The organism is Terrabacter sp. Root181 (assembly GCF_001428505.1).
Lineage (GTDB): Bacteria > Actinomycetota > Actinomycetes > Actinomycetales > Dermatophilaceae > Terrabacter.
On sequence record NZ_LMHU01000001.1, the window covers coordinates 1,173,534 to 1,187,270 of the forward strand.

At 73.0% G+C, this 13,737-nt stretch carries 12 protein-coding genes; 6 read left to right on the forward strand and 6 right to left on the reverse strand.

The annotated features are described in order from the left end of the window. Positions 1-12 precede the first annotated feature (12 nt). From ASD90_RS05500 to lysX, 3 genes are read right to left on the reverse strand one after another with little or no spacing between them, the layout of a single operon-like run. Positions 13-924 carry an SGNH/GDSL hydrolase family protein gene (locus ASD90_RS05500; RefSeq protein WP_056752629.1) on the reverse strand — a complete coding sequence of 304 codons (912 nt, stop codon included), beginning with the start codon at positions 922-924 and terminating at the stop codon, positions 13-15. Further along, complete coding sequence (locus tag ASD90_RS05505; protein WP_056752632.1) at positions 917-2,032, reverse strand: esterase family protein; 1,116 nt, start codon at positions 2,030-2,032, stop codon at positions 917-919. Before ASD90_RS05505 ends, ASD90_RS05500 begins: the two co-directional genes overlap by 8 nt. After that, positions 2,023-5,358 (reverse strand): bifunctional lysylphosphatidylglycerol synthetase/lysine--tRNA ligase LysX, encoded by a 3,336-nt coding sequence (lysX, locus tag ASD90_RS05510; RefSeq protein ID WP_056752636.1) that lies wholly within the window; start codon positions 5,356-5,358, stop codon positions 2,023-2,025. The genes ASD90_RS05505 and lysX overlap by 10 nt, the downstream gene beginning before the upstream one ends. A 251-nt stretch (positions 5,359-5,609) precedes the next feature. On the opposite strand from lysX, the gene ASD90_RS05515 reads away from it, so the two are divergent. The 3 genes from ASD90_RS05515 to ASD90_RS05525 are packed head-to-tail and all read left to right on the forward strand — an operon-like array spanning position 5,610 to position 9,779. After that, complete coding sequence (locus ASD90_RS05515; protein WP_235506397.1) at positions 5,610-7,145, forward strand: FMN-binding glutamate synthase family protein; 1,536 nt, start codon at positions 5,610-5,612, stop codon at positions 7,143-7,145. Between the two features lie 52 nt (positions 7,146-7,197). Beyond that, a complete protein-coding gene (locus ASD90_RS05520; protein WP_056752641.1) occupies positions 7,198-8,919 on the forward strand; it encodes a thiamine pyrophosphate-dependent enzyme in 1,722 nt (573 codons plus the stop codon). 2 nt (positions 8,920-8,921) lie between these two features. Further along, positions 8,922-9,779: a class II glutamine amidotransferase gene (locus tag ASD90_RS05525; RefSeq protein ID WP_056752644.1), complete on the forward strand. Its 858-nt coding sequence runs from the start codon at positions 8,922-8,924 to the stop codon at positions 9,777-9,779. 3 nt (positions 9,780-9,782) lie between these two features. Here the strand turns inward: ASD90_RS05525 and ASD90_RS23755 are convergent, their stop codons facing one another. Beyond that, entirely contained in the window at positions 9,783-9,929 is a 147-nt protein-coding gene (locus ASD90_RS23755; RefSeq protein WP_162260178.1) for a hypothetical protein, read from the reverse strand. A 108-nt stretch (positions 9,930-10,037) separates the two neighbouring features. After that, positions 10,038-10,556, reverse strand: a complete 519-nt coding sequence (locus ASD90_RS05530) for a MarR family winged helix-turn-helix transcriptional regulator (RefSeq protein ID WP_056752647.1) — start codon at positions 10,554-10,556, stop codon at positions 10,038-10,040. A gap of 73 nt (positions 10,557-10,629) precedes the next feature. Between ASD90_RS05530 and ASD90_RS05535 the strand changes: the two genes are divergently transcribed. After that, the gene (locus ASD90_RS05535; RefSeq protein WP_056752649.1) at positions 10,630-10,815 is read left to right on the forward strand and encodes a hypothetical protein; all 186 of its coding nucleotides are present in this window, start codon (positions 10,630-10,632) and stop codon (positions 10,813-10,815) included. A 100-nt stretch (positions 10,816-10,915) separates the two neighbouring features. Then, positions 10,916-11,242, forward strand: coding sequence for a hypothetical protein (locus ASD90_RS05540; RefSeq protein ID WP_056752652.1), 327 nt, complete (start codon positions 10,916-10,918; stop codon positions 11,240-11,242). Positions 11,243-11,258: 16 nt separating this feature from the next. On the opposite strand, the gene ASD90_RS05545 is transcribed toward ASD90_RS05540, so the two are convergent. Beyond that, positions 11,259-12,266, reverse strand: a complete 1,008-nt coding sequence (locus ASD90_RS05545; protein WP_056752657.1) for an aldose epimerase family protein — start codon at positions 12,264-12,266, stop codon at positions 11,259-11,261. 226 nt (positions 12,267-12,492) lie between these two features. Between ASD90_RS05545 and ASD90_RS05550 the strand changes: the two genes are divergently transcribed. Beyond that, positions 12,493-13,734: a D-arabinono-1,4-lactone oxidase gene (locus tag ASD90_RS05550; protein WP_056752660.1), complete on the forward strand. Its 1,242-nt coding sequence runs from the start codon at positions 12,493-12,495 to the stop codon at positions 13,732-13,734. The last annotated feature ends 3 nt before the right edge of the window (positions 13,735-13,737 follow it).

Sequence of the window (13,737 nt, forward strand, 5' to 3'; positions counted from 1 at the left end):
TCCGGTCGACGCTCAGGGGGCTGCACGCCAGGCTGCGACCGACCTCGCGGTGGCCAGCTCGTCCACGACGGCCGAGGAGAGCAGTGCGTGCCCGTTCGCGTTCGGGTGGTCGCCGTCGTCGAGCAGGTCGCCCGTCGGGTCCCGGGTGCCCGACGCGCCCTTGAGCGGGCTGTACGCGTCGACGTAGACGGCGCCCGTCGACGCGGCCACCTGCTGGACCGTGTCGTTGACGAGCCGGGTCAGCGAGTCGCTGCCGAGGACGAAGTCCTCGCCGAGGGCCCGCCCCACCGAGCCGTCGACCGTGACGTTCCAGTAGCCGAGGAGGGCGATGCGCAGGTCGGGCCGGTGGTCGATACGACTTATCGCCGCGATGATCCGGGTCAGGCCGTCGTGCAGTCCGGCGAGGGTGGTGGACCAGCAGTCCGACCCCGCGGCCGGGAAGCAGCCCTGGTCGTCGACGCGGTCGAGGTCGAAGTCGTTGGCGCCCACCTCGACGATGACGAGGTCGGCGTCCGCGAGGTGGTCGCGCGTCGCGGGCGACGAGAGGTCGTCCTCGACGTCCGCCGTGGTCCAGCCCCCGTTCGCGTCGTTGTGCACCACCCAGCTCCGGTGCGTCAGCCGCCCCAGCCGCTCACCGACCTGCTCGACGTAGCCCGTGCATCCGCACGTCTCCGCCGAGGGCACCGAGTCCCCCAGCCCGACGACCGTCAGCGGTCCGGGCGGCGTCGGAGATGCTGTCGGCGACGATCCCGCCGACGGGATCCCGCTCGTGACAGTGGGTTTCGTGGCTGGGCCGGACTCACGCAGCACGTCGGTCGTCCCGAGACCGGGCACGACACCGCCCAGCGCCAGCGCCATGACGACTGCGATCCCGATCAGCACCGCGACCCGGCGCGACGGCATCCGGCGCCGGCGCTCACGCACGGAAGCCCGGCAGGGTCTGTGCCAGCCACACGAGGGCGGCCGGGACGTACGGCGTGAACACCGAGTCGCGGTGGCCGCCGTGGGCGAGGACGGTGCCGGTGACGTCGAGCGGGCTGCGGGCGACGCTGAGGAACTTCGAGGTCGTCGGGTACGACAGCGGGTCCTCGCGGGAGGTCAGCACCCACATCGCCACGGGCGGCGGTGCCGTGCGCGCCATCGTGACGAGGTCGTAGCCACGCCCGCTCGCCGCCGTCAGGGGGTCGTACGCCGCGCTGAAGTCCGGGCGGAAGTAGCCGAGGAGCACGACGGCGGCCCCGAAGACGTCGGGGTGGCGCATCGACAGGGACGCCGCGCACCATGCGCCGTAGGAGTATCCGAGCGTGGCCCACGACGTCCGGGTCTGCTTGACGTGGAAGTGGTGCACGGTCCACGCGGGGATGTCGTGGGCGAGCCACGTGTCCGTCTGTGGCTGTCCTGCACCACCGTTGACGCACTCGGTGTCGAGGCTCGCCGGGGTGTCGATGCGCGGCACGACGACGATCGAGGGGGCCAGTCGGCCCTCGGCGGTCAGGGCGTCGACGGAGCTGAGGAAGTCGAGCTTGAGGAAGCCCCGGGGTCCGCTCGGGAAGCCGTGCAGGCCCAGGATGACGGGGTAGGTGCGGGAGGACCGGGGGTCGTAGCCGACCGGCAGGTGCACGTAGACCTGTACCTCGGCGTTCGACCGCGAGTCGACCACCGTGTACGTCTGCAGCCGCGAGCCCGGCTGGGGGAGCGGCGGCAGCACGGCCGGTGCCGCCACGCCTCGGAGCCCGGGGCCCGACACGGGGGCCGACACGACCTCCGGGCTCGTCCCGCCGTGGTGCACCTGGACGGACGTCGAGCGGGAGCCGAAGAGGTCGCCCCAGCTCGAGTAGAAGAGGTACTGGTCGTTGAGGGCGGCGCCGGCGAGCGCGAGGACGAGGACGTTGAGCAGCACGACCTGGACGCCACGCACGACGGCGCGCCCGACCCTGCTGCCCCACCGGGGCCATCCGGCGACGACGAGCCCGAACACGACGAGGGCGAGCACGGCGAGCAGGACGACGGGGCCGGCATCGGTCAGCTCCATGCCGGGCTCGTCTCGCGGTCGGCCCGGCGCGTGGTCACCGGGCGCACGAACGGGAACGTCAGCACCGAGCGGATCGAGCTGTGGGTGAGGAGCATGACGAGGCGGTCGACGCCGATGCCGAGGCCACCGCTGGGCGGCATCCCCAGCTCGAGCGCGTGGAGGAAGTCCTCGTCGACCTCCATCGCCTCGGGGTCGCCCGCGGCGGCCTTGAGCGACTGCTCGGTGAGCCGCGCCCGCTGGTCGACGGGGTCGGTCAGCTCGCTGTAGGCCGTGCCGACCTCCATGCCCGCCACGACGAGGTCCCAGCGCTCGGCGAGCCCCGGCGCGCTGCGGTGCGGTCGGGTCAGGGGCGAGGTCTCGACGGGGAAGTCCGTGTAGAAGGTGGGCAGGACGGTCACCGGCTCGACGAGCTCGGCGTAGAGCTCCTCGATGACGGCCCCGGCGCCCATCTCGGGGCGCACCGCGATGCCGTGGTCCTCGGCGAGGCCGAGCAGCACGTCGAAGTCGGTCTCGACGGTGACCCGCCGCCCGACCGCGTCCGACACGGCGTCGAGCACGGACACGACGGGCCACTCGCCGCTGATGTCGACGAGCTCGACGCCGTCCGAGCCGTCCGAGCCGCCCGATCCGGTGAGCGGCAACGGGATCGCCTCGCGACCGTGGACGGTGCGTGCCGCCTCGCGGACGAGCCGCTCGGTGAGATGACGCATCGTCGTGTAGTCCGCGTGCGGCTGGTAGACCTCCAGCGAGGTGAACTCGGGGTTGTGCGTCGCGTCCGCCCCCTCGTTGCGGAAGTTGCGACCCAGCTCGAAGACCGGGCCGAGGCCGGCCACGAGGAGTCGCTTGAGGTGCAGCTCGGGCGCGATGCGCAGCGAGAGGTCGACGCCGTACGCGTTGATGAAGGTCCGGAACGGCCGCGCGCTCGCGCCGCCGTGGGTCGTGTGGAGCATGGGCGTCTCCACCTCGAGGAAGCCGGCGTCGCCCAGCGTCCGCCGGATCGAACCGACGACGGCGGACCGGCGCCGGAGCAGCTCGACGTCGCGCGGGTGGACGAGCAGGTCGGTCGAGCGTCGGCGCGCCCGGGTCCCGGGGTCGTCGAAGGCGCGGAAGGGGACCGGGTGCAGGCACTTGGCCTCCATCCGCCAGGCCTCGGCGAGCAGGCTCGGGGTGCCCGTCCGCGAACGGCCCGTCGTGCCCTCGACCCGCACGAGGTCGCCGACGTCGACGAACGACGTGAGCCGGTCGAGGCAGGGGCGACCGACCCGGGCCGCGTCGAACAGCACCTGCAGCCGCGCCTCACCGTCCACGAGAGTGGCGAAGGCGACGCCTCCGTGGTCGCGCACCTCCCGGACGCGTCCGACGACCGACAGTGTCCGAGGGGTCCGCCACGCGTCCGGGCCGAGGGCGGCGACCGGGGTGGTCGTGACCGACGCGGCGCCGACGGGGTAGGCGTCGACCCCGGCCTCGCGCATCCGGTCCAGCGCCGCGACCCGGTGGCGGAACTGGTCGGACCGGCGCGGCCCGAGCGCCTCGACGTCGACGGGGGGTGCGCTGATCGAGGCCGCCTGCGCGAGGTGCACGGGGTCGAGCTCGGTGGGCACGCTCCGGAGAGACGGGTGGCGCACGAACCCCTCGGCAGCCCCGACGGCGAGGACCACCTGCGGCAGCGACACGGCATCGTCGTAGCAGAGGAACCGCGGCTGCCACGTCGGCTCGTACTTCTCGTTCGCGCGGTAGAGGCGCTCGAGCTGCCAGATGCGGTCGAAGAGCCCGAGCACCGAGGCGCCCACCCGCGTCAGGGACCTGGAACCGAGCCTCTCGGCGTCCTCGAAGACGGTGCGGAACATGCAGAAGTTGAGCGAGACCCGGGCCAGGCCCAGCCGGCGGGAACGGGCGAGCAGCTCGCTCACCATGAGCTCGGTGACGCCGTTGGGGGCGTCGGGGGAGCGCCGCATGACGTCGAGCGAGACCCCCGAGCGCCCCCACGGCACGAGGGACAGCACCCCGACGAGCGACGAGTCCGCAGCGTGCGCGGTCACGTGCAGGACGTCGCCGTCCGCGAGGTCGCCGCCCCGACCGAGGGCCATCGAGAAGCCCCGGTCGGTCTCACCGCTGCGCCACGCCTCGGCGCGCTCGGTGATCTCGGCGAGCTCGTCGGCCCGCAGCTCGCGCTGTCGCCGCACGCGCACCTCGAGTCCGGCCCGCGTCGCCCGCGCGACGGCGTGGCGCACCGGCGAGAGCGACGTCCGACGCAGGTCGAAGCGTCGGGGATCGAGGATCGCCTCGTCACCGAGGAGCAGCACCCGCATGCCCCCGGTGGCGGCATACGCCCGGGCGCCCCGCTCGCTCGCACCCACCACCGCCGGCACCCACCCGAACTCACGCGCCTCCGCGCGCCAGGCCTCGATGGCAGGCTGCCAGCTGTCGGGATGACCGATCGGGTCGGCACTCGCCAGGGACACCCCGGCGACGACCCGGTAGGTCACGGCGGCCCGGCCGTCGGCGGAGAAGACGGAGGCCTTGTCGCGGCGCGTCGCGATGTAGCCGAGGGAGTCCTCGGCGCCGTGGTGCGCGAGGAGCCCGCGCAGGGCCACCTCGCGGTCCGGCGACCAGCGGCTGCGCGGTCGGGCGGAGGCGAGGAAGAGCGTGACGGCCGCGAGGATCGTCAGGCCGGCGCAGACCGCCACGACGTCGACGACCCACGGCGGGACGAGCGCCAGGGCGTGCCGGCTCATCCCTCCGAAGACGGCGAGCACGGTGTCGACGAGGGGGTCGACCTGTGACCGGGGTGCCCCGACCGCGCCGAGGAGCAGCCACGCGACGCCCAGCGTCACCGCCGAACCCACGGCAAGGGCCGCGAGCGCGAGGCTCCACGAGCCCCGCTGGAGGCGTCCCGTGAAGTCGTCACGGATCCGCCAGAGCCACCACAGGGCCAGGGCGGCGACCAGCGTCGAGACGATGTCGAGCCCGCGGCCCAGGTCACCTCGGCTCACCCACATCTCGGTGCGGGGCAGCCGAGCGGCAGGGATGAGCGCCACGAAGCCGACGTAGATGCCGAGGACCTGGAAGACGGCGACGAACCACAGCCCGATCCGCTTGCGGCCGAGCAGCGCCCGGGTGGCGAGAGCGAGGACGACCACCGACACGAAGGTCGGGGCCACCGGCACGTTGAGGAGACCGAAGATGCCCTCCGCCAGGAACGGGTGCGGCCGGCGTCGGGCCAGGAGCGTCAGCAGGAGTGCCACGAGGGTGGCGAGCGCGTAGACGCCGGTGAGCAGTCGCGCGGGACGGTGCGAGGCCGGCGCCCGCGAGATTCGGGTGCCCATGGGCCAGACGATCCCCCGCACCGCTGGGCGACCGCTGGGCGTTGCCTGCGAAGGGCCTCACAGCCCGTGCCCAGCCAGCACCCAGCGTGGTGCGCGCGGCGGTGCCTCAGGAACCTCTCAGGTACGCGGTCCACCGTCGCGGGTAGGTCGGGGGTGGACGCGGACGACGCACTGAGCGTCCGGAACGGGCGCCCGGAGCATACGAGACACGGGCCGTGCGACGGCTCGTCCGATCGGTCGAGGAGGCTGTCGTGGGTCGAAGCAGGTGGGTGGTCGGTGGGGCCGGCGTGGGTGCGGTCGGACTCGCGGCCTGGGACCTCCTCCAGCGCAAGCACACGATCCTGCGCCGTTACCCCGTGGTCGGGCACCTGCGCTACCTGCTCGAGGACATCCGGCCCGAGCTCCAGCAGTACTTCGTCGAGCGCGACTGGGACGGCCGCCCGTTCGACCGTGACACGCGGTCGGTCGTCTACGAGCGGGCCAAGGGCATCCACGGAGAGCGCCCCTTCGGCACGGAGCTCGACGTCAACGAGGTCGGCTACGAGTACCTCGTGCACTCGGCCGCGCCGGCCGACCCTCCCGACGAGCCTGCCCGTGTCGTCGTCGGCGGCCCGGACTGCTCGAAGCCCTACTCCATGGCCCTGCTCAACGTCTCCGCGATGAGCTTCGGCGCCCTGTCCGCCAACGCGATCCGCGCCCTCAACCGGGGTGCAGCGCTCGGGGGTTTCGCCCACGACACGGGCGAGGGCGGGTTGTCGCCCTACCACCTCGAGCACGGCGGCGACATCGTCTGGGAGATCGGTACGGGCTACTTCGGCGCTCGCACCAAGGACGGTGACTTCGACCCGGCGACCTTTTCCGACAAGGCATCGGGGGAGTCCGTCAAGTGCGTGTCCCTCAAGCTGAGCCAGGGCGCCAAGCCCGGCATCGGTGGTGTGCTGCCCGGCGCGAAGGTGACGAAGGAGATCGCCGACATCCGGCAGGTGCCGCAGGGCGAGAAGTGCGTCAGCCCGTCGAGCCACCGGGTCTTCCACACGCCCGTCGAGCTCATCGAGTTCATCGGCCGCATGCGTGAGCTCGCCGGGGGCAAGCCGACCGGCTTCAAGCTCTGCGTCGGGTCGCGGGTCGACGTCCTCGCGATCTGCAAGGCGATGCTCGAGGTGGGGACGACTCCCGACTTCATCGTCGTCGACGGCTCCGAGGGAGGCACCGGTGCGGCCCCGCTCGAGTTCGAGGACCACGTCGGGATGCCGCTCACCCACGGCCTCATGACCGTGCACAACGCGCTCGTCGGGGTCGGTCTGCGCGACCGCGTCCGCATCGGCGCTAGCGGCAAGGTCGCGGCCGGCAACGACATCGTCAAGCGCGTCATCCAGGGCGCGGACTACACCAACTCGGCCCGCGCGATGATGATGGCGGCGGGGTGCATCCAGGCCCAGCGCTGCCACACCGACAAGTGCCCGAGCGGCGTCGCGACGCAGAACCCCCGCCGAGCGCGGGCGCTCGACGTCGGCGACAAGAGCGAGCGCGTCCACCGCTACCAGCAGGCCACCGTCGACGAGGCGATGCGGATCATGGCGGCCATGGGCGTCACCGACCCCTCGCAGCTGTCCCCGCACCACCTGCGGCTCAACGTGTCGGCGACCCGCAACCAGTCCTACGCCGCGCTCTACGACTGGCTCGGCCCGGGCCAGCTCGTGGCCGAGCCGCCGCGGGAATGGGCCCACGACTGGGCGACCGCCAGCGCCGCCCACTTCGGCCCGCGAGCCCGACCCGTGCACCTCTGACCGCCACTCACCGGCTGGCGTTCGCCGCCCGCCCGCCACGGAAGGACCGTCCATGACCACCGTCGCCGAGCACATCATCACCTCGTTGGCCGACGCAGGCGTGACCCAGGTCTGGGGCGTCGTCGGCGACGCCCTCAACCCGCTCACCGACGCGATCCGCAGGCAGGAGCGCATCGAGTGGGTCGGCGTGCGCCATGAGGAGGTGGCGGCCTTCGCCGTCAGCGCCCAGGCCCAGCTGACCGGCACGCTCGGGGTCTGCATGGGCACCGTGGGGCCCGGTTCGATCCACCTGCTCAACGGGCTCTACGACGCGAAGAAGTCGCACGCGCCCGTGCTCGCCATCTGCGGCCAGGTGCCGAGCCCCGAGATCGGGACCGACTTCTTCCAGGAGGTCGACAACAACGCCCTGTTCGCCGACGTCTCCGTGTGGTCCCAGACCCTGACGTCGGCCGGACAGCTGCCCTACCTGCTCGAGCAGGCCGTCAACGCGGCCCAGTCGCTGCGTGGCGTCGCCGTGCTGACCCTGCCCGGGGACGTCGGTGACCTCTCGCTCGACAAGGGCGTGCGGCCCGCGACGTTCGCACCGACCGGCGTCCCGGCCGCGGCCCCGGATGCCCAGGTGGACGCCGCCGTCGCCGCCCTCGCGGGAGACGCGCCGGTGACGCTGCTCGTCGGCTGCGGCGCGCGGGAGGCCCGGTCGCAGGTGCTCGAGCTGGCCGACGTCCTCGCCGCGCCGATGGTGCTGACGCTCAAGGCCAAGGAGGGGCTCGAGCGCGACAACCCGTTCGAGGTGGGCCAGTCAGGGCTCATCGGCAACCCGGCTGCCGCTAAGGCCATGGACGACTGCGACGTGCTCGTCCTCGTCGGCACCGACTTCCCCTACCGCGACTGGTACCCGACGGGGAAGACGGTGGTCCAGATCGACGCCCGGGGGGAGCACGTCGGGCGCCGCACGCCGGTGCAGCACGCCCTCGTCGGTGACGCCGCGGCGACCCTGGACCGGCTCGTGCCGCGTCTCGAGCGACGCGCGGACCGCGGGCACCTCGAGACGGCCGTCGCGGCATACGGCAGGTGGCGTGATCGGCAGCGGTCGCTACTCGACCCGGGCCACGACCGGACGCTCCTCGGGCGAGCCCGCGCCGTGCTCGACAACCCCGACGAGCGCATCCGCCCCGAGGCCGTCGCAGCGGCCGTCGACCGGCTGGCGCCCGACACGACGATCTTCACGAGCGACACCGGCATGTCGACCGCGTGGCTCGCGCGCTTCGTGACGATGCGCGGCACCCGGCGGCTCGTGGGCTCCTACAACCTCGGCTCGATGGCCAACGCGCTGCCGATGGCCCTCGGCGCGCAGGCCCTGGACCGCACGCGTCCGGTGGTCGCGTTCGCCGGCGACGGCGGCCTGATGATGCTGCTCGGCGACCTGCGCACGGCCGTGACGTACCGGCTGCCCGTCGTCGTCGTGGTCTTCGACAACGGCAGGCTCGGCATGGTCAAGCTCGAGCAGGAGCAGGGTGGGCTGCCGGAGTTCGGGACCGAGCTCGACAACCCCGACCTCGCGGCCGTCGCTGCGGCGATGGGTCTGACGAGCCGCCGAGTCACCGAGCCCGACCAGCTGGACGACGCCGTCGGGTGGGCTCTGGCCGCCGACGGGCCGGTGCTGCTCGACGTCGTGACGAACCCCGACGAGGTCGCGATCCCGCCGAAGCCCAAGGTCGCCCAGGGCTGGGGCTTCGCCATCGCGAAGGCCAAGGAGGCCGTGGAGAGCAGGTAGACGTGTGTCGTCTCTTCGGGATGAGTGCCGGTCGGGCGCGGGTCTCCGCGACCTTCTGGCTCCTCGACGCGCCCGACAGCCTGACCCGCCAGTCGCACGTCAACCCCGACGGCACCGGTCTCGGCACCTTCGACGAGGCCGGCCGCCCGGTGCTCGAGAAGCAGCCTCTTGCGGCCTGGCACGACGCCGAGTTCTCGAGCGAGGCGAAGGAGCGGCGGAGTGCGACCTTCGTGGCGCACGTGCGGCACTCGTCCGGCACCGCGCCCCGGCCGGAGAACACCCATCCCTTCGAGCTCGACGGCCGCCTCTTCGCGCACAACGGGGTGGTGGAGGGCATGCCGCTCCTGGAGCAGCACCTCGGCCCGGCGATGGGACGCGTCCGCGGAGACACCGACTCCGAGCGCCTGTTCGCGCTGGTCACCGCCGAGACGGCTGCCGCCGGTGGGGACGTCGGTGCGGGCATGGAGCGGGCCCTCGGCTGGGTGGCAGAACACCTGCCCGTGTATGCCGTCAACGTCGTCCTCACGACACCGACCGAGCTGTGGGCCTGCCGCTACCCCGACACGCACGCCCTCTGGCTACTCGACCGCCGTCGACCCGTCGAGGGCCTCGACCACCGCAGCGAGTCCGGCACGCACGTCGTCAGCGACGACCTGGCGGACGCCCCGTGCGTCGTGGTCGCGAGCGAGCGCCTCGACCAGGACCCGGGGTGGCGGATGCTCGACCCCGGCGTGCTCGTGCGGGTCGGGCCGGACCTGGCCGTCACGGAGCGCGCCGTCGTCGACCCGGAACCGCGGCACCGGCTCGAGCCGGACGACCTCGGTGCGGCCGCGGCCTCGCAGCGCCCCACCGGGCGGTGAGGCTCAGCCGGCGTCGACGACGCGGCGGACCAGGTCGGTCCACGTGGCGACCCCGCGGTCTTCGGCCGCCTCGCGGACGCGCTCGGCGCCCTCGTCGACCACCAGCCCGCCGCCTGACCGCACCCCGGCACACCGCCTCGTCGTCGGCACCCGCCGACCACCCGCTGGGCTGGGCCCGGACCGAACGTCCGGGCCCAGCGCCATACCCGGGCGGCCGTCGGAAGGCGCGCGTCGCTGCGCCGGGGACCGGTGCGTGTCTCAGTCGGCTGGGGTCGTCGCGGCGATGACGCGGGTCAGCGAGCCGTGCAGCGCCTCGAGGTCCTCGATGCGCAGGCCGAGCCGTTCGACGATCTGTGGCGGCACCTCGAGCGCCTGCTCGCGCAGGCGCCTGCCGCGCTCCGTCAGGGTGATGGCGAGAGCACGCTCGTCGTCGGGGTGTCGGTCGCGCGTCACGAGACCCGCGGCCTCCAGACGCTTGAGCAGGGGGGAGAGCGTGGCGGGTTCGAGGCTGATCAGCCGGCCGATCTCGCGGACGGTGAGGGGGGACCGCTCCCACAGGGCGAGCATGACGAGGTACTGCGGGTGGGTGAGCCCGAGCGGCTCGAGCACCGGTCGGTAGAGACCGATGACGTTGCGCGCGGCCACGGCGAGGGCGAAGCAGACCTGCTGGTCGAGCTTGAGCAGGTCGTCGGGCGAGACGGTCGGCGCGTCGTGGGAGCGGGTGACCGGGCGGCGTGACGGTCGGATGCCGGTAGGGGTGCTGGCGCTGCGGGTCATCGGGCCTCGTCCTCGGGGTCGCGGGATCTGTGTACACTAACAGTTAGTGCACTAACTATCTGGAGGCAGCATCGTGTCGTCCTCGAGGCCCCGTGAGGGACTGTCGATCTGGTATCGCATCGGCTACCGGCTGCGCCTGATCGGCCTGACCGTCTTCGGCCCGGCCCAGCTCGGCGAGGGCAACGACCCCACGGCCCGGCTCGCACGCGAGCGCGCGGCCAAGGTCGCCGCGGCGCGCGCGGCGCGCGACGCGCACTGAGCGACCCCACGACCCGCCGACATCCGTTCGCGCGCAACGGGCCTCGCGCCGCGCCGACGGGAGTACCGTCGGAGGTGACGCATCGGACCCTGGAGGTGCCATGGGTGATCGTGTAGGACTCATCGTCATGCTGGCGGTCGTCGTGATCCTCGTCATCGGTCTGCTCATCGTCGGACCTCGGCGGTCCCGTAGTGGACGCGATGGGAGCGAGTCCCTCAACAAGCACCGCGACGACACCGAGCAGGCGCGTCGCGACCATCCCGAGGGTGCCGAGCGGTCCCACCTCGTTGGCAACCCGCCGGTCGACACGATCACGGCCGACGGCTGGGGCGTGGCCCGACCCGGTGAGGGGGCCGAGCCGGAGGAGCTGCCCGAGGACGTCCACCCCGAGCTCCACGAGGAGCGCGGTCGCCGCCGACGTCACTAGACGGCGACGCGGTCGCTCAGTCGCGGGTCAGTCGCCAGGTCGTCGTGCTCGCGTAGGTCTCGCCGGCGCGAAGCACCGTCGAGGGGAAGTGCGCGTGGTTCGGCGCGTCGGGAAACCCCTGCGTCTCCAACGCGATTCCGGCTCGAGGGCCGTATGCCGTGCCGGAGGTCCCCACGACCGTGCCGTCGAAGTGGGCCCCGGTGTAGACCTGCACGCCCGGCTGGTCGCTCTCGATCACGAGGGTGCGTCCCGACGCGCCGCGCAGCGTCGCGACGTGGCGCAGCCCCGTCCCCCGCACGACGAAGTTGTGGTCGAGGCCCTGGCCGTGGACGAGCTGCTCGTCGTCCCCGGCGAGAGCGTCACCGAGGCGGGTCGGCCGGCGCAGGTCGAAGGGCGTCCCGGTCACGTCGCGCACCTCGCCGGTCGGCAGCAGCTGGGCGTCGGTCGGCGTGAAGGCGTCCGCGGACACTGCCAGATCGTGCTCGTCGACAGGGCCTGAGCCCTCGCCGTCGAGGTTGAAGTACGTGTGGTTCGTCAGGCTCAGCACGGTGGCGCGGTCGGCCGTGGCGCTGTAGTCGATGCGGACGAGGTCGGGCTCGACGCGGTAGGTGACCGTGACGTCGAGGGCACCGGGGAAGCCCTGGTCGCCGTCAGGGCCGTGCAGCGCGAGGCGCACGTGGCTCGGGCCCTGCTCCTGGACGGTCCACGCGCGACGGTCGAAACCGTCGAGTCCGCCGTGCAGGGCGTTGTCGCCCTCGTTGGCCGTGATGGTGTGCTCCACGCCGTCGAGCGTGAACCGGGCCCGGGACAGACGGTTGGCGTAGCGTCCGATCGTGGCGCCGAGGTAGCCGCCGTCGGCGGCGTACGTCATCGGGTCCGCATGTCCCAGAGCGACGTTCGTGTCACCCTCAGCGTCCGTGACGACCAGCCGGCGCACCGCGGCGCCGGCCGTCACCACCTCGAGCACCAGGCCGTCGGCGACGAGCTCGATCGAGGTCGGGGTGGTCGGTGCGGACGATGGCATCCGGGGCTCCTGCAGGTGGTCGGCGGTTCGGCTGAGGTAGAAGGTCGACGTCGACCCCGAGGGGCCGCGGCGAGGCGACCCGCGTCGTGGCGAACGTACGACCCGGGCGACGCCACCGCCCAGAGTGACACGCCCGCGCGTGCCGGTTCGCTGCTCGCCGCGCGACTCGGACGGCGTGACGTGGAATACGTCTGCCCGGCGGGCCGCGAGTGAGCACAATGGGGCGATGGTCGAGACGAACTGGGCAGGCAGCCATACGTACCGGTCCCGCATCGAGCGGGTGCGCTCGGTCGAGCACCTCCAGGAGGTCGTCGCTGCGGCACCGCGCGTGCGCGCCCTCGGGTCGCGGCACAGCTTCACCGACCTGACCGACATCACGGACGTCGACGACGGCGTGCTCGTGTCGCTCGACGACCTGCCGACCCGGGTGGACGTCGACCCGTCGACCCGCAGGGCCCGAGTGACGGGCCGGGCGGCATACGGCGACGTCGCCACCGCGCTCCAGGCGGAGGGGTGGGCCCTCGGCAACCTCGCCTCGCTCCCGCACATCTCCGTCGCGGGTGCCGTCGCGACCGGCACGCACGGCTCGGGCATCGGGAACGGCTCTCTCGCAACGGCCGTCGCCTCGCTCGACCTCGTCGGCCCGGACGGTGAGCTGCGCACGGTCGGCCGCGGGGACACCGACTTCGGCGGCAGCGTCGTCGCTCTCGGTGCGCTCGGCGTCGTCACCTCGGTCACCCTCGACGTCGAGCCCACCTACGACGTGCGCCAGGAGGTCCGCACCGGGCTGTCCTGGGAGACACTGGCGTCCGGGCTCGACGCCGTCATCGGCAGCGCCTACAGCGTCAGCCTCTTCACCCGGTGGGGCGACGCCGGCATCGACCAGGTCTGGCTCAAGAGCCGCGGCGACGAGGCCCCGCCCCGGCCTTTCGGTGCCCCGGCAACGACGACGTTGCACATGTTCGCAGACGGCGACACAGAGGCGGTGACCGTGCAGGGCGGTGTCCCCGGGCCGTGGCTCGACCGGCTGCCGCACTTCCGAATGGCCTTCACCCCGAGCCGCGGCGAGGAGCTGCAGAGCGAGTACCTCCTGCCGCGCGAGCACGCCCTGACCGCGATCGAGCGGATGCGCGGCCTGCGCGAGCGCCTGGCACCGGTGCTCCAGGTCAGCGAGCTGCGCACCGTGGTCGCCGACGACCTCTGGCTGAGCGGCTCCTACGGCCACGACGTCGTGGCCGTCCACTTCACCTGGAGTCGCGACCAGGAGCGGGTGTATGCCGTCCTGCCGGCGATCGAGGCGGCGCTCCTGCCGCTCGGGGCGCGTCCGCACTGGGGCAAGTGCTTCGTCGCGGGAGTCGCGGAGCTCGAGCCGCTCTACCCGCGGATGGCCGACTTCCGGGCGCTGCGCGACCGGGTCGACCCGGACCGGGTCTTCGGCAACACCTTCCTCGAGCGCGTCATCGGCTGACCG

What these genes read in the sequence shown, in the direction of transcription:
- ASD90_RS05530 (WP_056752647.1), bottom strand. Translation starts at nt 10,556, where the DNA reads ATGACCCGCAGCGCCAGCACCCCTACCGGCATCCGACCGTCACGCCGC.
- ASD90_RS05520 (WP_056752641.1), top strand. Translation starts at nt 7,198, where the DNA reads ATGACCACCGTCGCCGAGCACATCATCACCTCGTTGGCCGACGCAGGC.
- ASD90_RS05545 (WP_056752657.1), bottom strand. Translation starts at nt 12,266, where the DNA reads ATGCCATCGTCCGCACCGACCACCCCGACCTCGATCGAGCTCGTCGCC.
- ASD90_RS05505 (WP_056752632.1), bottom strand. Translation starts at nt 2,032, where the DNA reads ATGGAGCTGACCGATGCCGGCCCCGTCGTCCTGCTCGCCGTGCTCGCC.
- lysX (WP_056752636.1), bottom strand. Translation starts at nt 5,358, where the DNA reads ATGGGCACCCGAATCTCGCGGGCGCCGGCCTCGCACCGTCCCGCGCGA.
- ASD90_RS05540 (WP_056752652.1), top strand. Translation starts at nt 10,916, where the DNA reads ATGGGTGATCGTGTAGGACTCATCGTCATGCTGGCGGTCGTCGTGATC.
- ASD90_RS05550 (WP_056752660.1), top strand. Translation starts at nt 12,493, where the DNA reads ATGGTCGAGACGAACTGGGCAGGCAGCCATACGTACCGGTCCCGCATC.